At 57.5% G+C, this 19,371-nt stretch carries 18 protein-coding genes; 7 read left to right on the top strand and 11 right to left on the bottom strand.

The window, feature by feature from the left end; all coding sequences use genetic code 11:
- The first annotated feature begins 406 nt into the window (after window positions 1-406).
- Both FOY96_RS07125 and FOY96_RS07120 read left to right on the top strand, forming a co-directional pair.
- Complete coding sequence (locus FOY96_RS07125) at window positions 407-739, top strand: RcnB family protein (protein ID WP_023336316.1); 333 nt, start codon at window positions 407-409, stop codon at window positions 737-739.
- Window positions 690-1,169 carry a GNAT family N-acetyltransferase gene (locus FOY96_RS07120; protein WP_033146561.1) on the top strand — a complete coding sequence of 160 codons (480 nt, stop codon included), beginning with the start codon at window positions 690-692 and terminating at the stop codon, window positions 1,167-1,169. The genes FOY96_RS07125 and FOY96_RS07120 overlap by 50 nt, the downstream gene beginning before the upstream one ends.
- Window positions 1,170-1,264: 95 nt before the next feature.
- Here the strand turns inward: FOY96_RS07120 and apbC are convergent, their stop codons facing one another.
- Window positions 1,265-2,374 carry an iron-sulfur cluster carrier protein ApbC gene (gene apbC, locus FOY96_RS07115; protein ID WP_033146008.1) on the bottom strand — a complete coding sequence of 370 codons (1,110 nt, stop codon included), beginning with the start codon at window positions 2,372-2,374 and terminating at the stop codon, window positions 1,265-1,267.
- Window positions 2,375-2,540: 166 nt separating this feature from the next.
- On the opposite strand from apbC, the gene metG reads away from it, so the two are divergent.
- Complete coding sequence (gene metG / locus FOY96_RS07110; protein ID WP_143346743.1) at window positions 2,541-4,574, top strand: methionine--tRNA ligase; 2,034 nt, start codon at window positions 2,541-2,543, stop codon at window positions 4,572-4,574.
- 108 nt (window positions 4,575-4,682) lie between these two features.
- On the opposite strand, the gene FOY96_RS07105 is transcribed toward metG, so the two are convergent.
- Genes FOY96_RS07105 through FOY96_RS07095 form a run of 3 tightly spaced genes read right to left on the bottom strand, consistent with a single transcriptional unit; the run spans window position 4,683 to window position 7,598 of the window.
- Window positions 4,683-5,153 carry a YehS family protein gene (locus FOY96_RS07105; protein WP_023312442.1) on the bottom strand — a complete coding sequence of 157 codons (471 nt, stop codon included), beginning with the start codon at window positions 5,151-5,153 and terminating at the stop codon, window positions 4,683-4,685.
- 46 nt (window positions 5,154-5,199) lie between these two features.
- A complete protein-coding gene (gene btsR / locus FOY96_RS07100; RefSeq protein WP_023312443.1) occupies window positions 5,200-5,919 on the bottom strand; it encodes a two-component system response regulator BtsR in 720 nt (239 codons plus the stop codon).
- Window positions 5,913-7,598 carry a sensor histidine kinase gene (locus FOY96_RS07095; RefSeq protein WP_023312444.1) on the bottom strand — a complete coding sequence of 562 codons (1,686 nt, stop codon included), beginning with the start codon at window positions 7,596-7,598 and terminating at the stop codon, window positions 5,913-5,915. Before FOY96_RS07095 ends, btsR begins: the two co-directional genes overlap by 7 nt.
- Before the next feature lie 217 nt (window positions 7,599-7,815).
- Here FOY96_RS07095 and mlrA point away from each other — a divergent pair, with 217 nt between their 5' ends.
- A complete protein-coding gene (mlrA, locus tag FOY96_RS07090; RefSeq protein ID WP_033146010.1) occupies window positions 7,816-8,556 on the top strand; it encodes an HTH-type transcriptional regulator MlrA in 741 nt (246 codons plus the stop codon).
- A gap of 69 nt (window positions 8,557-8,625) precedes the next feature.
- Window positions 8,626-8,739 carry a protein YohO gene (locus FOY96_RS07085; protein ID WP_008500895.1) on the top strand — a complete coding sequence of 38 codons (114 nt, stop codon included), beginning with the start codon at window positions 8,626-8,628 and terminating at the stop codon, window positions 8,737-8,739.
- Here FOY96_RS07085 and FOY96_RS07080 read toward each other — a convergent pair.
- The 5 genes from FOY96_RS07080 to bglX form a co-directional block, all read right to left on the bottom strand.
- Window positions 8,714-9,451, bottom strand: a complete 738-nt coding sequence (locus FOY96_RS07080; protein WP_033146011.1) for an ABC transporter permease — start codon at window positions 9,449-9,451, stop codon at window positions 8,714-8,716. The two genes, FOY96_RS07085 and FOY96_RS07080, sit on opposite strands and share 26 nt — an antisense overlap.
- Window positions 9,435-10,385, bottom strand: a complete 951-nt coding sequence (locus FOY96_RS07075) for an ABC transporter ATP-binding protein (protein WP_033146012.1) — start codon at window positions 10,383-10,385, stop codon at window positions 9,435-9,437. The genes FOY96_RS07080 and FOY96_RS07075 overlap by 17 nt, the downstream gene beginning before the upstream one ends.
- Window positions 10,378-11,535, bottom strand: a complete 1,158-nt coding sequence (locus FOY96_RS07070) for an ABC transporter permease (RefSeq protein WP_064672829.1) — start codon at window positions 11,533-11,535, stop codon at window positions 10,378-10,380. Before FOY96_RS07070 ends, FOY96_RS07075 begins: the two co-directional genes overlap by 8 nt.
- Before the next feature lie 12 nt (window positions 11,536-11,547).
- Window positions 11,548-12,465 carry a glycine betaine ABC transporter substrate-binding protein OsmF gene (gene osmF / locus FOY96_RS07065; RefSeq protein ID WP_021241490.1) on the bottom strand — a complete coding sequence of 306 codons (918 nt, stop codon included), beginning with the start codon at window positions 12,463-12,465 and terminating at the stop codon, window positions 11,548-11,550.
- Between the two features lie 145 nt (window positions 12,466-12,610).
- The gene (gene bglX / locus FOY96_RS07060) at window positions 12,611-14,908 is read right to left on the bottom strand and encodes a beta-glucosidase BglX (protein WP_143346742.1); all 2,298 of its coding nucleotides are present in this window, start codon (window positions 14,906-14,908) and stop codon (window positions 12,611-12,613) included.
- Between the two features lie 189 nt (window positions 14,909-15,097).
- Between bglX and dld the strand changes: the two genes are divergently transcribed.
- Both dld and FOY96_RS07050 read left to right on the top strand, forming a co-directional pair.
- Window positions 15,098-16,846 carry a D-lactate dehydrogenase gene (gene dld / locus FOY96_RS07055; RefSeq protein ID WP_143346741.1) on the top strand — a complete coding sequence of 583 codons (1,749 nt, stop codon included), beginning with the start codon at window positions 15,098-15,100 and terminating at the stop codon, window positions 16,844-16,846.
- A 112-nt stretch (window positions 16,847-16,958) separates the two neighbouring features.
- Window positions 16,959-17,513 (top strand): GNAT family N-acetyltransferase, encoded by a 555-nt coding sequence (locus tag FOY96_RS07050; RefSeq protein ID WP_143346740.1) that lies wholly within the window; start codon window positions 16,959-16,961, stop codon window positions 17,511-17,513.
- 94 nt (window positions 17,514-17,607) lie between these two features.
- Here FOY96_RS07050 and pbpG read toward each other — a convergent pair whose 3' ends face one another.
- On the bottom strand, window positions 17,608-18,531 hold the full coding sequence (gene pbpG / locus FOY96_RS07045) for a D-alanyl-D-alanine endopeptidase (RefSeq protein WP_023312453.1): 924 nt from the start codon (window positions 18,529-18,531) through the stop codon (window positions 17,608-17,610).
- Window positions 18,532-18,698: 167 nt separating this feature from the next.
- Window positions 18,699-19,286 carry a Yip1 family protein gene (locus FOY96_RS07040; RefSeq protein ID WP_033146018.1) on the bottom strand — a complete coding sequence of 196 codons (588 nt, stop codon included), beginning with the start codon at window positions 19,284-19,286 and terminating at the stop codon, window positions 18,699-18,701.
- Between the last annotated feature and the right edge of the window lie 85 nt (window positions 19,287-19,371).

Here is a 19,371-nt window from a genome sequence, read left to right as displayed (position 1 = left end):
AATTTAATTATTTATTCAACTTCGGCATGTAATTTCGGCATGATAAAGCGCAAGCCAACTGGCCTCTAAAAAAAACGATTGATCTTGTAAAAAAGGTAGTAAGTGCGCTTCGCCCGAAGGCAATATTAAATGTCCTTCAGTGGGAAAGCATTCGTATTACAGTCCAATTTTGACGTAAAAAGTTATTTTCAGGTTCGAGTATCGAAATAATAAATATTAAAAATATAAAGCACAGGCATTATTCACCACAATGATGAACATCATCCAGTTTGACTACACAAAACCGTCCACTTTTGTTACATTTTTTCTCAAACATACCCTGCGTTGATACTTAAAATGGACTGTCTGCTCCGCTTTGCACGACCTGCAGACGAAAAGTATCTGTAACGATATCACTGGAGAAAAAATGGCTAAGCGTAAATTGCTGCTTCTGGGTGTATTACTGTCTCTGGCGGGATCTGCATTCGCAGCCCCGCAAACGGCCGCTGCGCCATCGGGCATCAAGGCCTATGAAGAACAAGAGTTCATCGCTGACTTTACGAAATTCAAGATTGGCGACACGGCGCCGGCGCAGTATCAAACGCCGGAGTACACCATCAAACAGTACCAGCTGCGTAACCTGCCGGCTCCGGATGCCGGAACCCACTGGACCTACATGGGTGAGAACTACGTACTGATCGGCGATGCTGATGGCAAGATCTACAAAGCCTACAATGGAGATATTTTCTATCACCGCTAACGCAATTCTGATTCGCCCCTGGCAGGAAAGCGACCGCCCTTTCCTGCGCACGCTCTACCTCCACGCCCGGCGTGAAGCCTGGCCATGGCTGGACAGCGCGGACTGGCAGCTTGAAGACTTTGACGCGGCAACCTGCGACGAAGTGATTTGGGTTGCTGTTCAGAACGGTCATCGCCTGGGTTTTGCCTCCGTCTGGACGAACGATAATTTCCTGCACAACCTGTTTGTCGATCCGCAGTATCAGAGCCTGGGCGTCGGGCATGAGTTGCTTGAACACGTACAGAAGACGTTTACCAGTACGGGTTCACTTAAGTGCCTGGTGAAGAATGCGCGGGCTATTGCGTTTTACCAGCGACACGGCTGGCACATAGAGGCGACGGGTAATTCTCCGGACGGAGAGTATTATTTGATGCACTATCGGTTGAGTTAAAGTCGGGTGGCGGCTTCGCCTTACCCGACCTACGTGATGGTGCCATTTGTAGGCCGGGTAAGCGAAGCGCCACCCGGCAATTAGGAGCTGAGGAATTACACCGCGCGGAACGCGATTTCCCCCGGGATGATTTCGCCCTGCCAGTAGAGCTGCGCCGCAACGCGTCCCGCCAGCTGGCGATACATTTCCGCAAATTCGCTGTCCGGACGGCTGACAACCGTGGGCTTTCCGCTGTCCAGATCTTCACGCAGGGTAATGTGCAGCGGCATCTGCCCCAGCAGCTGGGTGTGATACTTCGCGGCCAGTTTTTCTGCACCACCCGTACCGAAGATAGGTTCGTGGTGACCGCAGTTGCTGCAGATGTGCACGCTCATGTTCTCGACGATACCGAGCACCGGCACTTCCACCTTCTCGAACATCACGATGCCTTTTTTGGCGTCGATCAGCGCGATATCCTGCGGCGTAGTCACGACGACCGCCCCCGTGACCGGAATGTTCTGCGCCAGCGTCAGCTGAATGTCACCGGTGCCCGGCGGCATGTCCAGCACCAGATAATCCAGATCAGGCCACATCGTCTCCTGCAGCATCTGCAGCAGCGCTTTGCTGGCCATCGGGCCGCGCCAGACCATGGCGTTATCGTCAGTCACCAGGTAACCGATGGAGTTGGTCGCCAGACCGTGCGCCATAATTGGCGCCATGTGGGTCCCGTCCGGCGAGGTGGGGCGCTGGTTTTCCGCGCCCAGCATGTTAGGAATAGACGGACCGTAGATATCCGCATCCAGAATGCCGACCTTTGCCCCTTCCGCTGCCAGCGCGAGCGCCAGGTTAACGGCGGTAGAAGATTTCCCTACCCCGCCCTTGCCCGAGCTGACGGCAATGATATTTTTCACGCCGTTCACGCCAGGCTGGTTTTTCACGCGCTTCAGCGTGGCGATGCTGTGGCTCAGCTTCCAGTCGATCGCCTTCGCACCGGTAATACGCAGCAGCTCAGAGCTGGTCTGCTCTTTCAGCGCGTCAAAGGCGCTGGTCCAGACGAACGGCATCTGCAGCTCAATGTGCAGGGTATCGTCCAGCCAGGCAACGTGGTGTAACGCTTTCAGCGTAGTGAGATTGTGCTTCAGGGTTGGATGCTGAAAGTTAGCCAGCGTCCCGGCGACCATTGCTCGTAAGGCTTCCGGTGATTTGGCCTGGGATTGAGAACTCATCCCGACTCCTTTGTAGTTGTTCTGAAAAAAGACGTGTAATTACCAAGTTTACCCCAGAGGTAACAATTATTCATTTATGGATTAATGCCCTTATCACTTGGCGTAGTTATTACCTTTCGGGTAACATCAAAAACCCTTTTCACAGTTAAAAGAAGTAATGCCTACTATGACTCAAGTCGCGAAGAAAATTCTGGTAACGTGCGCACTGCCGTACGCCAACGGCTCAATCCACCTCGGCCACATGCTGGAGCATATCCAGGCTGATGTCTGGGTCCGTTACCAGCGAATGCGCGGCCACGAGGTTAACTTCATCTGTGCGGACGATGCTCACGGCACGCCGATCATGCTGAAAGCGCAGCAGCTGGGGATCTCCCCGGAGCAGATGATTGCCGAAATGAGTCAGGAGCATCAGACTGATTTTGCTGGCTTTGACATCAGCTATGACAACTATCACTCCACGCACAGCGACGAAAACCGCGAGCTGTCGGAGCTGATCTACACCCGTCTGAAAGAGAACGGTTTTATCAAAAACCGCACTATCTCTCAGCTGTACGATCCGGAAAAAGGCATGTTCCTGCCGGACCGTTTCGTCAAAGGCACCTGTCCGAAATGTAAATCCCCGGACCAGTACGGCGATAACTGCGAAGTGTGCGGCGCGACCTACAGCCCGACCGAGCTTATCGAGCCGAAATCCGTGGTATCCGGTGCCACGCCTGTGATGCGTGACTCCGAGCACTTCTTCTTCGACCTGCCGTCCTTCAGCGAAATGCTGCAGGCGTGGACCCGCAGCGGCGCGCTGCAGGAGCAGGTGGCGAACAAAATGCAGGAGTGGTTCGAATCCGGCCTGCAGCAGTGGGATATCTCCCGCGATGCGCCGTACTTCGGCTTTGAAATCCCGAACGCGCCGGGCAAATACTTCTACGTCTGGCTGGACGCGCCAATCGGCTACATGGGCTCCTTCAAGAACCTGTGCGACAAGCGTGGCGACACCGTCAGCTTCGACGAATACTGGAAGAAAGATTCCACGGCAGAGCTGTATCACTTTATCGGTAAAGACATCGTTTATTTCCACAGCCTGTTCTGGCCGGCGATGCTGGAAGGCAGCAACTTCCGCAAGCCAACCAACCTTTTCGTACACGGCTACGTGACGGTGAACGGCGCGAAGATGTCCAAGTCTCGCGGGACGTTCATTAAGGCCAGCACCTGGCTGAACCACTTCGACGCGGACAGCCTGCGCTACTACTACACCGCGAAGCTCTCTTCCCGCATCGACGATATCGACCTGAACCTGGAAGATTTCGTGCAGCGCGTGAACGCGGACATCGTCAACAAGGTGGTGAACCTGGCCTCCCGTAACGCGGGCTTTATTGCCAAACGTTTTGACGGCGTGATGGCGGCTGAACTGGCTGATCCTGCCCTGTACAAAATCTTTACCGACGCGGCAGCCACCATTGGCGACGCGTGGGAAGCGCGCGAGTTCGGTAAAGCCGTGCGCGAAATCATGGCCCTGGCCGACCTGGCAAACCGCTATGTGGACGAACAGGCACCGTGGGTTGTCGCGAAACAGGAAGGTCGTGATGCCGATCTGCAGGCCATCTGCTCCATGGGCATCAACCTGTTCCGCGTGCTGATGACGTACCTGAAGCCGGTTCTGCCGCAGCTGGCAGCCCGCGCTGAAGCGTTCCTGAACACCGAACTGACCTGGGATGCCATGGCGCAGCCGCTGCTCGGCCACAAGGTGAACACCTTCAAAGCGCTGTACAACCGCATCGAGATGAAGCAGGTTGAAGCCCTGGTTGAAGCGTCTAAAGAAGAGGTTAAAGCGGCTGCGGCACCGGTGACCGGCCCGCTGGCAGACGATCCGATTCAGGAGACCATTACCTTTGACGATTTCGCCAAAGTCGACCTGCGCGTGGCGCTGATCGAAAACGCGGAATTCGTGGAAGGTTCTGACAAGCTGCTGCGCCTGACGCTGGATCTGGGCGGCGAGAAGCGTAACGTCTTCTCCGGCATCCGTTCAGCCTACCCGGACCCGCAGGTGCTGATCGGTCGTCAGACCGTGATGGTGGCGAACCTGGCGCCGCGCAAAATGCGCTTCGGCATCTCTGAAGGGATGGTGATGGCCGCAGGCCCTGGCGGGAAAGATATCTTCCTGTTAAGCCCTGATGAAGGCGCGAAGCCTGGCCAGCAGGTGAAATAACAAAAAAGCCGGAGATAATCTCCGGCTTTTTTTTGTCCGGCGGCGCTACGCTTGCACGGCCCTACGGGTTTTGGAGACCGGGTAAGGCGAAGCCGCCACCCGGCTAAATCACGCCTTCGGGTGATGCACCCGGTGGGTCAGCCCGCGCAGGAAATTACGCAGAAACTGATCGCCGCACTCGCGGTAGTTTTTATGATCCGGCGCGCGCATCATGGCGGTCACTTCCGGCACGGATACGCGGTATTTTTGCTCCGTCATGATCGCCACGATATCGTCCGTTTTCAGCGAGAACGCGATGCGCAGCTTTTTCAGCACCGTATTGTTGTTCACGCGACGCTCCAGCGCCAGCTCCGGCGCGGCCGGATCCTTGCCACGTTTGTCGTAAATCAGGCCATTCAGGAAACCCGACAGAATGATGTCCGGGCAGCGAACAAAGCCCTCTTCATCTTCTTTGGTCATCCAGGTATCGAAACCGGCAGACGTGGATTCCATGTCCGACAGCGCAAGAATGCGCACCATGTCGTTGTTGTTTGCTTTCAGGGTGTAGCGCAGGCTACGAAGAATATCGTTACTTAGCATAGAGCCTTCGAATGTCGATGATGCAATGGCGCGCAGTGTATCAGTTTTACAGGCCAATCGCCTCTTTCAAACTCTTGAGATAGCGACGGCTGACGGGTACCGTTTGCCCGGCACGCAGCACCAGCTCGGCCTGGCCGTTATCTTCCAGGCGGATCTCCTTCAGGTGCGCCATGTTCACCAGATACTGGCGATGGCAGCGGATCAGCGGCGTGCGGCTCTCCAGCGTGCGCAGGGTCAGCTCGGTAAACCCTTCGTTCCCTTCGGCGCTGGTGACAAACACCCCGCTCAGGCGGCTGCTGACAAACGCCACATCATCCATCTGCAGAAGATAAATTCGGCTGTGCCCGGTGCAGGGGATAAACTTCAGCGGCTGCTGGTTTTCCGGCAGCAGCGTGACGTCCTGTACGGTTCGCTCCTGGCGTAAACGGGTGAGCGTTTTTTCCAGACGCTTCTCTTCGATCGGCTTGAGCAAATAGTCAAACGCGTGCTCCTCAAAGGCCTTAACGGCATATTCGTCGAACGCCGTCAGAAACACGATATAGGGGCGATGCGCCGGGTCGAGCATGCCGACCATCTCCAGCCCGCTGATGCGGGGCATCTGAATATCGAGGAACAGCACGTCCGGGCGCAGCTTGTGCACCGCGCCGATGGCCTCAATGGCGTTCGCGCACTCCCCCACAATCTCAATATCAGGCTGCTCCTGCAGCAGAACGCGCAGGTTTTCTCGTGCCAGCGGCTCGTCATCCACGATCAGCACTCTTAACATGCGTTTTCCTCCAGCGGCAGTCGTACGGTAATACGGGTAAATCGGTCTGGCTCACAGGCGACGGTAATGCCGCAGTCGTCGCCAAAATGGGCGCGCAGGCGTTTATCCACCAGGCTCATCCCTAAACCGCCGGAGGCGGAAGGCTGATAAAGGCCGGCATTATCTTCAATATCCAGCACCAGATGGTGGTTGAAACGGCTGGCGGCAATGGTTATCTCCCCCGTTCCCAGAAGCTGTGACGTGCCGTGTTTAATGGCGTTTTCGACAATAGGCTGCAGGGTAAAGGCCGGGAGATGCTGATACGCCAGCTCGTCCGGAACGGAGAGCGACACCTGCAGGCGCGACTGGAAACGCGCCTGCTCGATCTGCAGATAGGCATTCACGTGCTCAATCTCATCGGCGAGGGTCACGATCTCAGACGGCCGTTTCAGGTTCTTACGGAAAAAGGTCGACAGAAACTGCACCAGCTGCGCGGCCTGATCGCTGTCGCGGCGGATCACCGCTTTGAGCGTGTTGAGGGCATTAAACAGGAAATGCGGGTTGACCTGGGCATGCAGCAGCTTAATTTCAGACTGCGTCAGCAGGGCTTTCTGCCGCTCATACTGCCCGGCGAGGATTTGCGCGGACAGCAGCTGGGCTATCCCCTCCCCCAGCGTTCGGTTGATGGAGCTGAACAGACGGTTTTTGGCCTCATACAGCTTGATAGTCCCCATCACCCGCTGATTTTCCCCGCGCAGCGGAATCACCAGCGTGGAGCCCAGCTTGCACTGCGGATGCAGCGAACAGCGGTAAGGCACTTCGTTACCGTCGGCATAAACCACCTCACCGGTTTCAATGGCGCGCAGCGTATAGGCTGAGGAGATCGGTTTACCCGGCAGATGGTGATCGTCCCCGGTGCCGGTAAAGGCCAGCAGCCGCTCGCGATCGGTTATGGCCACCGCGCCGATATCCAGCTCCTTGTAGAGCACCTGCGCGACCTTCATGCTGTTCTCTTCGTTAAACCCCTGGCGCAGGATCCCTTCGGTCGAGGCGGCGACCTTCAGCGCCGTGGCGGAAAACGCCGAGGTGTACTTCTCAAACATGGCGCGCTTGTCGAGCAGAATGCGCATAAACAGCGCCGCACCCACGGTGTTGGTGACCATCATCGGAGCGGCAATACTGCTGACCAGGTGCAGCGCATCTTCAAACGGACGGGCAATGAGCAGAATGATCGCCATCTGCGCCACTTCGGCCACAAAGGTAATGGCACCGGCGGTAAGCGGGCTAAAGACTTTATCCGGGCGGCCGCGTTTGATCATGTAGCTGTGCACCAGGCCGCCGAGCAGCCCTTCCACGATCGTTGAGATCATACAGCTGAGCGCCGTCATTCCGCCCATGGAATAGCGATGCAGCCCCCCGGTTAAGCCAACAAGGCCACCGACGACGGGACCGCCCAGCAGCCCGCCCATCACCGCGCCGATAGCGCGCGTGTTGGCAATAGAGTCTTCGATATGGAGGCCAAAATAGGTCCCCATAATGCAGAAAATAGAGAAGGTAACGTAGCAGAGCAGCTTGTGCGGCAGACGTACGGTAACCTGCATCAGCGGGATAAACAGGCGCGTTTTGCTCATCAGCCAGGCAATGACAAGAAACACGCACATCTGCTGAAGCAACAGCAGCACCAGATTAAACTCGTACATACTCAAAACCGCACACGCTAAAAACGCGTAACATACACTGATGCGGGTTTACTTTCTTTGAAGCATCCCAAAAAAGCGCAAAATCGTGTCCGTTATCACACCTTTTTCTGAATATCGCGCATGCTTCGCATTGTTTGTTCAAAAATCAATCAATCCTTCCTGGTTCGCCAAAGTGGGTCTACAGTTAAGCTGGGAACGCGTAAGCCAGGGGGCGAATATGGCGCTTTACACGATAGGTGAAGTGGCACTCCTTTGTGATATCAATCCCGTTACCCTACGGGCGTGGCAGCGACGGTATGGATTGCTTAAACCGCAGAGGACCGACGGTGGGCATCGCCTTTTCAATGAGGCCGATATCGACCGCATCCGCGAAATTAAAAGCTGGATCGACAACGGAGTGCAGGTCGGCAAAGTGAAGTCCCTGCTGAGCCATGATGACCCGGACACGCAACACCTCTGGCGCGAACAACAGGAAACCCTGCTGCGGCTTCTGCAGGCGGGGAATCTTCAGCGCCTGCGCGCATGGATAAAAGAGCAGGGCCGCGACTATCCGGCACAGACGCTGATCTCCCATCTTTTCATTCCGCTCCGTCGACGTCTGCAATGCCAGCAGTCCACCCTGCAGGCGCTGCTCAGCATGCTCGACGGGGTGCTGATCAACTATATTGCCGTCTGCCTTGCCTCAGCGAAGAACAAAGCCGGAAAAGATGCGCTGGTGGTCGGCTGGAACGTGCACGATACCACCCGCCTGTGGCTGGAAGCGTGGATTGCGACCCAGAAGGGCTGGCGCGTGGATGTCCTGGCGCACTCGCTGGCGCAGCTTAAGCCCGAGTTTTTCGACGGTCAGACCCTGCTGGTCTGGTGTGGAGAAGTGCCGTCCGCCACGCAGCAACAGCTGCTGACGGAATGGCGAGAGAATGGTTACCCGGTTTATTCCCTTGGCCCGGATGAGCCATAACGGCATTTAATGGTTCATTAACAGCTGCGCTTCACCGTATAATTGTTCCGTTAACAACAGGAGCACATGATGAAGGCAACCAAACTGGCCATTATTACCCTTTTTGTCCTGATGGCCGTGAGCGGTATCGGCGGTGTGATGCTGGCAGGATACTCGTTTATTGTTCGCGGCGGTGTCGGCTGAGGTACAGCGCCAGCCGCTCAAAAAGGCGATCGACGACGATTGCCGCCAGCGCGACCAGCACCGCCCCCTGCACAATGTAAGCCGTATTAAACCCGCTCAGGCCGATAATAATCGGCGTTCCCAGCGTATTGGCACCGACCGTAGACGCAATGGTCGCCGTCCCGATGTTAATAATCACCGACGTGCGGATCCCGGCAATGATAACCGGCGCCGCAAGTGGCAGTTCAACCTTGCGCAGCCGCTGGCCGCGACTCATCCCCATCCCTTCTGCCACGCTCAGCACCGACGCCGGTACCGCCGCGAGGCCCGCCAGCGTGCCCTGCAGCACCGGCAATACGCCGTATAAAATCAGCGCAATAATGGCGGGTTGCTGACCAAAACCCATCACCGGCACCGCTATCGCCAGCACCGCCACCGGGGGAAACGTCTGGCCAATCGCCGCTATCGTCTCCACCAGCGGACGAAATTCTTTGCCCGCAGGTCGCGTGACCGCGATGCCTGCCCCAACCCCCAACACAACCGCGATGGCGCTTGAGAGCGCCACCAGCCAGAGATGCGCCAGAGCGAGATTAATAAAGCTCTCCTGCTGATAAACCGGCCGCGGCAGCCCCGGGAAAAGAGCGTTAAACAGCGCCGCGCTGTGGGGCATCAGAAACAGTAAGGCGACAAAGAGCGCTACCAGCCAGAGGAGCGGATCACGCAGTGCCTTCACGCGTCACCTCCCCGGCCAGCAGATCGCGAAAATGTAAGGTTCCGCACGGCGTACCGCGGGAGTCCGAGACGGGCAATACCTCGCACTGGCGCGCGACAAACGCCGAGAGGGCATCCCGCAGGCTCATCTGCGCCTGTAGAGGTTCGCCGCTCACCGGTACCTCCTCCCGACGCATATAGTCGCTGACCGTCCGCAGGGAGAGCAGCCTCACGCCCAGCTCGCTGCGGCCAAAAAACTCGCGCACAAAGTCGTTCTTAGGCCATGTTAATAGCTCAAGCGGCGAGCCCTGCTGCACCACTTCGCCATGATCCATCAGCACCAGATGGTCGGCCAGGCGCAGAGCTTCATCAATATCGTGCGTCACGAGAACGATCGTGCGTCCGAGAATGCGGTGAATGCGGGTCATCTCCGCCTGCAGCGCCCCGCGCGTGACCGGATCCAGCGCGCCGAAGGGTTCATCCATCAGCAGTACCTGCGGGTTAGCCGCCAGCGCGCGCGCCACGCCCACGCGCTGCTGCTGGCCTCCGGAAAGCTGGTGCGGATAGCGATCGCGCAGCGCGGGCTCCAGCCCCAGGAGCGACATGAGTTCATCCACCCGGTCGGCGATTTTCACCCGCGACCATTTCTCCAGCTGCAGCACGGTGGCGATGTTCTGCGCCACCGTCCAGTGCGGAAACAGGCCGATAGACTGAATGGCATAGCCCATCCGGCGGCGCAGCTCCAGCACCGGCAGGCTGCGGATCTCTTCCCCGGCAAAGCGGATCAGCCCGCTGTCATGCTCAACCAGGCGGTTGATCATCTTCAGGGTGGTGGATTTTCCCGAGCCGGAGGTGCCAATCAGCACAGAAAACGCGCCCTCGGCAAAGTTCAGATTCAGGTGGCTCGCCGCCGGGCGACCGGCAAAGGTTTTACTGACATCATGAAATTCAATCATTGGCTCTTCTCCTGAGCAGCGCGAGCCATAAGGCAAACAGCGCGTCGACGACAACCGCCAGCGCAATCGTGGGCACCACGCCCAGTAACACCAGATCGAGGGCACTGCTGAGCAGCCCCTGAAACACCAGCGCGCCAAAGCCGCCCGCACCAATCAGCGCCGCTATCACCGCCATGCCGACGGTTTGTACCGCCACCACCCGCAGGCTGCGCAGCAGCAGGGGCAGCGCCAGCGGCAGCTGAATTTTCCAGAAACACTGCCGCGCGCTCATCCCCATCGCATGGGCGCTTTCAAGCACATCCGGCGCGACCTGACCCAGCCCCGCGACCACGCCGCGCACCAGCGGCAGCAGCGCATACAGCACCAGCGCGATAAGCGCGGGCGTTAACCCCGTTCCGGCTATGCCGAGCGTACCCAGCACCGGAAATGACTTCACCAGCCCCGCCAGCGGGGCAATCAGCAGGCCAAACAGCGCGACGGAAGGTATGGTCTGGATCACGTTGAGCACGGCAAACACCCCACCCTGGCGTGAAGGATGACGATAGCACCACATGCCGAGCGGTATCCCGATCAGCAGAGCCGGGATCAGCGTGCCAAAAAGGATCGTCAGGTGTTGCGCCAGGGCATCATCAAACACCTCCTGACGGTTGGCGTACTCTTTCAGCAGCGAGAGATTGTTCAGCTCACCGCTGAACAGCAGGAACAAGGGAATGCACCATATCTGCGCGTTGAGCACCCAGCGCCAGACGGCGCTGGAGATGAGTCGACGAATGGCGTCGCTGCAAACCAGCAGACACAGCGCCAGCCACAGCCAGAGGCCGCTGCCCACCGTGGTTCTCGCCAGCGGACTTTCCGCTGACGCCATATGCGTCGCCGCCTGCCCGGCCCCCCAGAACAGGATGATAAACAGCCCTTCAGCGAGGAGCAGCGTCAGCCACTGCGCCGTGCGCCCTTGCCAGAATGAAAGAGCAACCCACGCGGCCAGCGCCGCCGTCAGCCACCACGGCGTAAAGGACCAGACGTCCCAGAGAGAGCGCCCCTCCCCTGACATCAGGCGGTTAGGGGCGACATTCACAAACGGCAGCGCGACTGCCGCGATGGCCACGCAGGCCAACAGCAGCAGTACGCGGTTATGACATTTTATTGGCACAGCCCTTTCCCGTTACTTCACAAGCCCTTGTTGTTTCAGGAAGTCGGCGGCCACTTTTTTGGCATCCAGCCCCTCGACGGCAATGCTGGCATTCAGCTGTTGCAGCGTTTTTTCATCCAGTTTTTCGAAGACCGGCTTGAGCCATTCTGCAATATCCGGATAGGCTTTCAGCACCGCCTCGCGCACGACCGGGGTCGGGGCGTAAATCGGCTGTACGCCTTTAGGATCGGTCAGGGTTTGCAGGCCGAGCGCCGCCACCGGGCCGTCGGTGCCGTAGGCCATTGCCGCGTTAACGCCGGAAGTTTGCTGCGCCGCCGCCTTAATGGTTACCGCCGTATCCCCGCCCGCCAGCGAGAGCAGCTGCGCCTGGTCGAGCTTGAAGTCGTAGGCTTTTTCGAACGCCGGGAGCGCGTCAGGACGCTCGATAAACTCCGCGGACGCTGCCAGCTTAAAGTCGCCCTTCTCTTTCAGATAGCGGCTGAGATCCGCAAGCGTAGTCAGCTTGCCTTTCTCCGCCACGTCCTTGCGCACGGCGATAGTCCAGGTGTTGTTGGCCGGGGCCGGCGTCAGCCAGACCAGCTTGTTCTGTTCTGCGTCCAGTTTTTTGACTTTCTCATACCCGGCTTTGGCGTTTTTCCATGCCGGATCGTTTTCATCTTTGAAGAAGAATGCCCCGTTGCCGGTGTATTCCGGATAGATATCCAGCTCGCCGGAGGTGATCGCCCCGCGCACGACGGGCGTGGTGCCCAGCTGAACTTTATTGACGGTTTTCACGCCGTGGCTTTCCAGCACCTGCAAAATAATATTGCCGAGCAGCGCGCCTTCGGTATCGATCTTTGAGCCCACTTTTACCGGCTCCGCCGCCTGTAACGGCAGGCTTAGCGCCGCCAGCAGCACCGCAGATCCCAACATCCCCTTTGCAATCGTCATTCCGCTATCCTCATTTTTTTATCGCCTTTTTCAGAGGCTTGAGAGAAAAGCGTAGCTTAAAACAGCGGATTTACCCGGCAAAATGCCTTTTTAGCATAACGTAAGACGCATCCCCCGGAAGCCGGGGGATGCAAAGGAAGGAAGGTTACAGCAGCTCGAACTCGCCTTTATTCACGCGGGCAGAATCCACCCCGATAAAGACTTTAAACTTGCCCGGTTCCGCATCGTATTTCATCTGCTGGTTCCAGAACTTCAGCGCATCCACGTCAATCGGGAAGCTGATGGTTTGGGTTTCGCCAGGCTTCAGGTTGACCTTCTCGAAGCCGCGCAGCTGTTTCACCGGACGGCTCATCGAGGCGGTGACATCCTGAACGTACATCTGAATCACCGTTGCCCCTTCGCGCTTGCCGGTGTTGGTCACTTCGACGCTGGCGGTAACTTTGCCGTCACGCTTCAGGGTCGGCGCCGACATTTTCACGTCAGAAACCTTGAAGCTGGTGTAGCTCAGACCGTAACCAAACGGATACAGCGGGCCGTTAGCTTCGTCGAAGTAACGGGACGTGTACTTGTTCGGCTTGTCGGCGTTATACGGGCGACCGGTGTTCAGGTGGCTGTAGTAGACCGGGATCTGCCCAACGGAGCGCGGGAAGGACATCGGCAGCTTGCCCGACGGGTTGTAATCACCAAACAGCACGTCGGCGATGGCGTTACCGCCTTCGGTACCAGCGAACCAGGTTTCCAGAATGGCGTCAGCATGCTGGTCCTCTTTCACCAGCGCCAGCGGACGACCGTTCATCAGTACCAGCACCAGCGGCTTGCCGGTGGCTTTCAGGGCGGCGATCAGATCGCGCTGGCTCTGCGGAATGGTGATGTCGGTACGGCTGGAGGCCTCGTGCGCCATACCCTGCGCTTCGCCCACGACCGCGACAACCACGTCAGACTGTTTCGCGGTATTCACCGCCTCGTCGATCATCTCCTTCGGCGTGCGCGGATCGACCTTCACCGCTTCCTCGTACTGGTTGAGGAAGGTGACGATGTCTTTGTCGCTGGTGACGTTCGCCCCTTTGGCGTACACCACTTTCGCGTTATCACCCACGGCACTCTTAATCCCGGTCAGCACGGTCACGGACTGATCGGCCACGCCTGCTGCAGACCAGCTGCCCATCACGTCGCGCTTGCTGTCGGCCAGCGGGCCCACTACGGCAATGGTGCCGGATTTTTTCAGCGGCAGCGTGTCGAGGCGGTTTTTCAGCAGCACCAGGCTTTCGCGCGCCACGTCACGCGCTTCTTTGCGGTGCAGGCGGCTTTCGGCGTTGGTATCTGCCGGGTCAGAATCCTTCGGCCCCAGATGGCTGTACGGATCGTTAAACAGCCCCATGTCGTATTTCACGTTCAGCACGTGGCGCGCGGCATCGTCCAGCTCCGCCATCGTTACCTTGCCGCTCTTCACCAGCCCGGGCAGGTATTTGCTGTAGTACTCGTCGCTCATGCTCATGTTGATGCCCGACTTGAGCGCCACGCGCACCGCGTCTTCCGGATCGGAGGCGGTACCGTGTTTAATCAGCTCTTTAATCGCGCCGTGGTCAGAAACGGTGATGCCCTTAAAGCCCCACTGATCGCGCAGCACGTCTTTCAGCAGCCAGGAATCGGACGTCGCAGGCGTGCCGTTCAGCGAGTTCAGCGCCACCATTACCGCGCCGCTGCCCGCATCCAGCCCTGCCTTGTACGGCGGCATGTAGTCGTTGAACAGACGCTGCGGGCTCATGTCGACGGTGTTGTACTCTTTCCCGCCTTCAACCGCGCCATAGGCCGCGAAGTGTTTGACGCTGGTCATCACCGAGTAGCGATCCGCCGGGCTTTTGCCCTGCATCGCTTCCACCATGGTTTTCCCCATCGTGGAGGTTAAATACGTATCTTCACCAAAGCCTTCCGAGCCGCGGCCCCAGCGCGGATCGCGCGAGACGTCCACCATTGGCGCCCAGGTCATGTTCAGGCCGTCGTCCGCCGCTTCATAAGCCGACACGCGCCCGACGGTTTTCACCGCGTCGAGGTTAAAGGAAGAGGCTAAACCGAGGCTAATCGGGAAGACGGTACGCTGGCCGTGCACCACGTCATAGGCAAAGAACAGAGGAATTTTCAGGCGGCTGAGATCCATCACCTGATCCTGCATCTTGCGGATATCCTGGCGGGTGACGGTATTAAAGATGGCCCCTACCTGCCCGTCTTTGATCATCTCGCGGATGGCCTCTTTCGGGTTATCCGGGCCGACGCTGATAAGACGCAGCTGGCCGATTTTCTCATCGACCGTCATTTTTTTGAGCAATTCAGTGACAAACGCGTCCCGTGCTTCAGGCGTGAGCGGGTGATTACCAAACAAATCCTCTGCCAGCGCAGGTTGCAGCGCCAGGCTGACGGCGACACCTACAGAACATAGCCATTTCATGTCGTTTTACTCTCTCATCAATAACCGCCGGACGATCTCGGCCATACCGTGCGAAAAGCGCAGTGTGCCACAAACCCTCGAAACGTTGCAGGGTTATTCTCTGATTTTTCTCGTGAATACTCGACCGCTTAACAGTTAATCGCGCTATGCTTTACAGCGAGAAATTTGCCCCACCACAAGGAGTGGAAGATGACTTCTGTTCGAACAAACGATAACACGACTTTTATTAACGAACTGTCGCGCCTGGTTGGCTCCTCTCACCTGCTTACCGACCCGGCCAAAACCGCCCGCTACCGCAAAGGCTTCCGCTCCGGTCAGGGCGAGGCGCTGGCGGTGGTCTTCCCCGGCACGCTGCTGGAGCTGTGGCGCGTGCTGAGCGCATGCGTCGCCGCCGACAAGATTATTTTAATGCAGGCCGCCAATACCGGCCTGACCGAAGGCTCCACGCCGAACGGCAACGATTACGATCGCGACATCGTGATTATCAGCACCCTGCGCCTCGACAAGCTGCACCTGCTGGACAAAGGCGAGCAGGTGCTCGCGTTCCCCGGCACGACGCTCTACTCCCTGGAAAAAGCGCTTAAGCCGCTGGGCCGTGAGCCGCACTCGGTGATTGGCTCCTCCTGCATTGGCGCCTCGGTGGTCGGTGGGATCTGCAACAACTCCGGCGGTTCCCTGGTGCAGCGCGGCCCGGCCTACACCGAGATGTCGCTGTTTGCCCGTATTGACGAAAACGGCAAGCTGACGCTGGTGAACCATCTGGGAATCGATCTCGGCGCGACGCCGGAACAGATCCTCAGCAAGCTCGACGACGATCGCGTGAAGGACGAAGACGTTCAGCACGACGGTCGTCATGCGCACGATCACGACTACGTGACCCGCGTGCGGGATATCGACGCCGATACGCCGGCGCGCTACAACGCCGACCCGGACCGCCTGTTTGAATCCTCCGGCTGCGCCGGGAAGCTGGCCGTGTTTGCCGTACGTCTGGATACCTTCCCGGCGGAGAAAAAGCAGCAGGTGTTTTACATTGGTACCAATCAGCCTGAGGTTCTGACCGAAATTCGTCGTCATATTCTGGGCGAATTCACCCATCTGCCGGTGGCGGGCGAGTACATGCACCGGGACATTTACGACATCGCCGAGCGTTACGGCAAAGATACGTTCCTGATGATCGACAAGCTCGGCACCGACAAAATGCCGTTCTTCTTCACCATGAAGGGACGCACCGACGCGATGCTGGAGAAAGTGTCGCTGTTCAAACCCCACTTCACCGACCGCTTTATGCAGAAGCTGGGCAACGTTTTCCCGGCGCACTTACCGGAGCGAATGAAAACCTGGCGCGATAAGTACGAGCACCACCTGCTGCTGAAAATGGCCGGAGACGGAATTACCGAAGCGCAGTCCTGGCTGACCGAATTCTTCAAAACCGCCGAAGGGGATTTCTTTGCCTGTACGCCTGAAGAGGGCAGCAAAGCGTTCCTGCACCGTTTTGCCGCCGCGGGCGCCGCCATCCGTTATCAGGCGGTGCATTCCGAAGAGGTGGAAGACATTCTGGCGCTGGATATCGCCCTGCGACGTAACGACACCGAGTGGTTTGAGCACCTCCCGCCGGAAATCGACAGCAAGCTGGTGCATAAGCTCTATTACGGCCACTTTATGTGTTATGTCTTCCATCAGGATTACATCGTCAAAAAAGGGGTCGATGCGCATGAACTGAAGGAGCAGATGCTCGCCCTGCTGCGTGAACGCGGCGCACAATATCCTGCGGAACATAACGTCGGGCATCTTTATAAAGCCCCTGACGCACTTAAGCAGTTTTATCGCGAGAATGACCCTACAAACAGCATGAATCCCGGCATTGGTAAAACAACGCGGAAGAAATACTGGAAAGAGAGCGCGGATGCGGAGCAGCGCGTAACGCAAGCGTCTGATTAATTCCTATAGCCAAATTTGAGAGATTGTTTAGCGCGCCTTAATCGTAATAGAGTAACCGTCTGACGCCGGAGGAACGTTTCTCCGGCTTTCTATAACGAGGAGCAGGCACATCATGTCGGCTGTTGATGTTTTATCCGAGACCGAACTGGAAGTGCGCGATGCCCTTCCCGATGATGTGCATGCCATCGCCGCCATCTATGCATGGCATGTGCTGCACGGGCGCGCGTCATTTGAAGAAGTCCCCCCTACCATCGACGAAATGCGTCAGCGTATGAAAAGCGTGGCTGAGAGCGGTTTACCGTGGCTTATCGCGCTGTATCGCGGCATCGTGGTGGGCTACTGCTACGCCACGCCTTACCGCCCGCGACACGCCTACCGCTATACCCTGGAAGAGTCGATTTACGTGGATGCCAGCATTACCGGGCGCGGTTTTGGCTCGGCATTAATGGATGCGCTGATCGCCCGCTGCGAGCAAGGCCCGTGGCGGCAGATGATTGCCGTTGTAGGCGATGGCAACAATAATGCCGGCTCGCTGCGGCTGCATAAAAAGCACGGCTTCGATATTGTCGGTCAGCTGCGCAGCGTGGGGTATAAGAAAGGCGACTGGCGGGATACGGTGATTATGCAGCGCTCGCTCAACGATGGTGACTGGACGCTGCCGGAATAAACGCAAAACGGTAACCTGGGTTACCTTTTTTTGTGTTTTCTCCCTCTCCCTGCAGGAGAGGGGCGGGGTGAGGGCATCAGCGCGCACAAACGACTCAGTCGTTCTGCGCCGTCGCCATCTGTTCCGCTTTCTGCTTTTTATACGTCAATGCTGCGGCAGGAACGGGCTGCACTTTCCCGGTTTCAATCCAGGTACGCAGGCGGCTCGCGTCCGCGAAGTGGGTATATTTGCCGAAGGCATCCATCACCACCAGCGCCACCGGCTTACCGTTAAACACGGTGCGCATCACCAGACAGTGTCCTGCCGCGTTGGTAAAGCCGGTTTTGGTTAACTGAATATTCCAGTTATCGCGGTATACCAGATGGTTAGTGTTGCGGAACGGCAGCGTATAGGCCGGGTTCGCAAAGGTCGCCATCTCTTCACGGGTGGTGCTGAGCTGACCAATCAGTGGATACTGTTTGCTGGCAATCAGCAGTTTCGTCAGATCGCGGGCCGTGGAGACGTTGTTGATCGACAGTCCCGTCGGTTCAACATAATGCGTATTGGTCATCCCCAGCGCTTTGGCTTTCGCGTTCATCGCGCGGATAAAGGCGTCATAGCCGCCCGGATAGTGGTGCGCCAGGCTCGCCGCCGCACGGTTTTCAGACGACATCAGCGCCAGCAGCAGCATATTCTTACGGCTGATTTCACTGTTCAGCCGCACGCGAGAGTAGATCCCCTTCATCTCCGGCGTGTGGCTGATGTCCACCTTCAATTTTTCGTCCAGCGGCAGATGTGCATCAAGCACCACCATCGCGGTCATTAATTTGGTAATCGAGGCGATCGGGCGCACCAGGTCCGGATGGCTGGCGTAGATCACCTTATTGGTGTTGAGATCGACAATCATCGCGCTGCCGGACGCAATTTGCGGCTGAGCAGCAGCGGCGGTCACCGCGGGCGTTTTAGCGACGGCCGGCACGGCAGCGGACGCGCCCAGCAACAGCGCCAGGCTAAGTAAAGAGACTCGGAATTTCAGCATGGTGAGACTTCTGATAATTATTCACGCACGTCATGACGTACACCGCCTGTATCAACGGATAAACACAGGCTGGCTTCGGCATCATAGCGGTCACCGGGCGTTGTCGCCAGCGGATAATCGTGAACAGATGCTGCATTGCTGGCATTTACGCCAGCAATGCAGTGAACTCAGAAGAGACGGTATCCGTAACCCCAAAGAATAACCGTCAGCGCCAGTAGCGCCTCCAGCACCAGCACCCCGATGGCGAGTGTTGAACTGGAAAAACTCAGGCCTTCTTCTTTATTGATATTCAGGAAGGTTGGAACCCCCAGATACAGCAGATACCCGGTGTAAAAGAGGGCAATGGTACCGATCAGCGCGCACAGCCAGACCAGTGGATAGAGCGCAACAATACCGCTTAAGAACAGCGGGGTCGCGACATATCCGGCAAAGACCATACAGTGCGCCAGCGATGGACGTTGCGGGTAGTTACGCGCCATCCAGTGAATGACGCGCCCCATTATCGCCACACCCGCCAGCATCAGGCCATAAAAAACAATGGCCAGATAGAGCCCGGTAAACCAGGAAAGCTGAACCACGGTGCCGTCACCGAAGTTCCAGCCGATTTGTGTTGTTCCGATAAAAGCGCATATTACCGGCACCGCAGCCATCAGCAGCACGTGGTGCGTGTAATGATGCGAGACCGTTTCGTTCTCACTTTTAATGACATGCATCTCACGATCGGGATGGGAGAAAAGTCCCCAGACATGGTTCATAGCGCCCCCTTGTTGTCGGCCCGTCAGCGATACCTTAAGTATAATGCAGGCTTTAGATTATTTTCTGTACAGTGGGAAATTTCCG

The sequence above is a fragment of the Enterobacter asburiae genome (assembly GCF_007035645.1).
Taxonomy (GTDB): domain Bacteria; phylum Pseudomonadota; class Gammaproteobacteria; order Enterobacterales; family Enterobacteriaceae; genus Enterobacter; species Enterobacter asburiae_B.
The sequence above is the reverse complement of the archived record's forward strand: the minus strand, read 5'-3'. Positions and strand labels throughout refer to the sequence as shown.

Excerpts from the sequence above, each read along its gene's own strand:
- FOY96_RS07125 (WP_023336316.1), top strand. The coding sequence starts at position 407 with ATGGCTAAGCGTAAATTGCTGCTTCTGGGTGTATTACTGTCTCTGGCG.
- FOY96_RS07120 (WP_033146561.1), top strand. The coding sequence starts at position 690 with ATGGCAAGATCTACAAAGCCTACAATGGAGATATTTTCTATCACCGCT.
- apbC (WP_033146008.1), bottom strand. The coding sequence starts at position 2,374 with ATGAGTTCTCAATCCCAGGCCAAATCACCGGAAGCCTTACGAGCAATG.
- metG (WP_143346743.1), top strand. The coding sequence starts at position 2,541 with ATGACTCAAGTCGCGAAGAAAATTCTGGTAACGTGCGCACTGCCGTAC.
- FOY96_RS07105 (WP_023312442.1), bottom strand. The coding sequence starts at position 5,153 with ATGCTAAGTAACGATATTCTTCGTAGCCTGCGCTACACCCTGAAAGCA.
- btsR (WP_023312443.1), bottom strand. The coding sequence starts at position 5,919 with ATGTTAAGAGTGCTGATCGTGGATGACGAGCCGCTGGCACGAGAAAAC.
- FOY96_RS07095 (WP_023312444.1), bottom strand. The coding sequence starts at position 7,598 with ATGTACGAGTTTAATCTGGTGCTGCTGTTGCTTCAGCAGATGTGCGTG.
- mlrA (WP_033146010.1), top strand. The coding sequence starts at position 7,816 with ATGGCGCTTTACACGATAGGTGAAGTGGCACTCCTTTGTGATATCAAT.
- FOY96_RS07085 (WP_008500895.1), top strand. The coding sequence starts at position 8,626 with ATGAAGGCAACCAAACTGGCCATTATTACCCTTTTTGTCCTGATGGCC.
- FOY96_RS07075 (WP_033146012.1), bottom strand. The coding sequence starts at position 10,385 with ATGATTGAATTTCATGATGTCAGTAAAACCTTTGCCGGTCGCCCGGCG.
- osmF (WP_021241490.1), bottom strand. The coding sequence starts at position 12,465 with ATGACGATTGCAAAGGGGATGTTGGGATCTGCGGTGCTGCTGGCGGCG.
- bglX (WP_143346742.1), bottom strand. The coding sequence starts at position 14,908 with ATGAAATGGCTATGTTCTGTAGGTGTCGCCGTCAGCCTGGCGCTGCAA.
- dld (WP_143346741.1), top strand. The coding sequence starts at position 15,098 with ATGACTTCTGTTCGAACAAACGATAACACGACTTTTATTAACGAACTG.
- FOY96_RS07050 (WP_143346740.1), top strand. The coding sequence starts at position 16,959 with ATGTCGGCTGTTGATGTTTTATCCGAGACCGAACTGGAAGTGCGCGAT.
- pbpG (WP_023312453.1), bottom strand. The coding sequence starts at position 18,531 with ATGCTGAAATTCCGAGTCTCTTTACTTAGCCTGGCGCTGTTGCTGGGC.
- FOY96_RS07040 (WP_033146018.1), bottom strand. The coding sequence starts at position 19,286 with ATGAACCATGTCTGGGGACTTTTCTCCCATCCCGATCGTGAGATGCAT.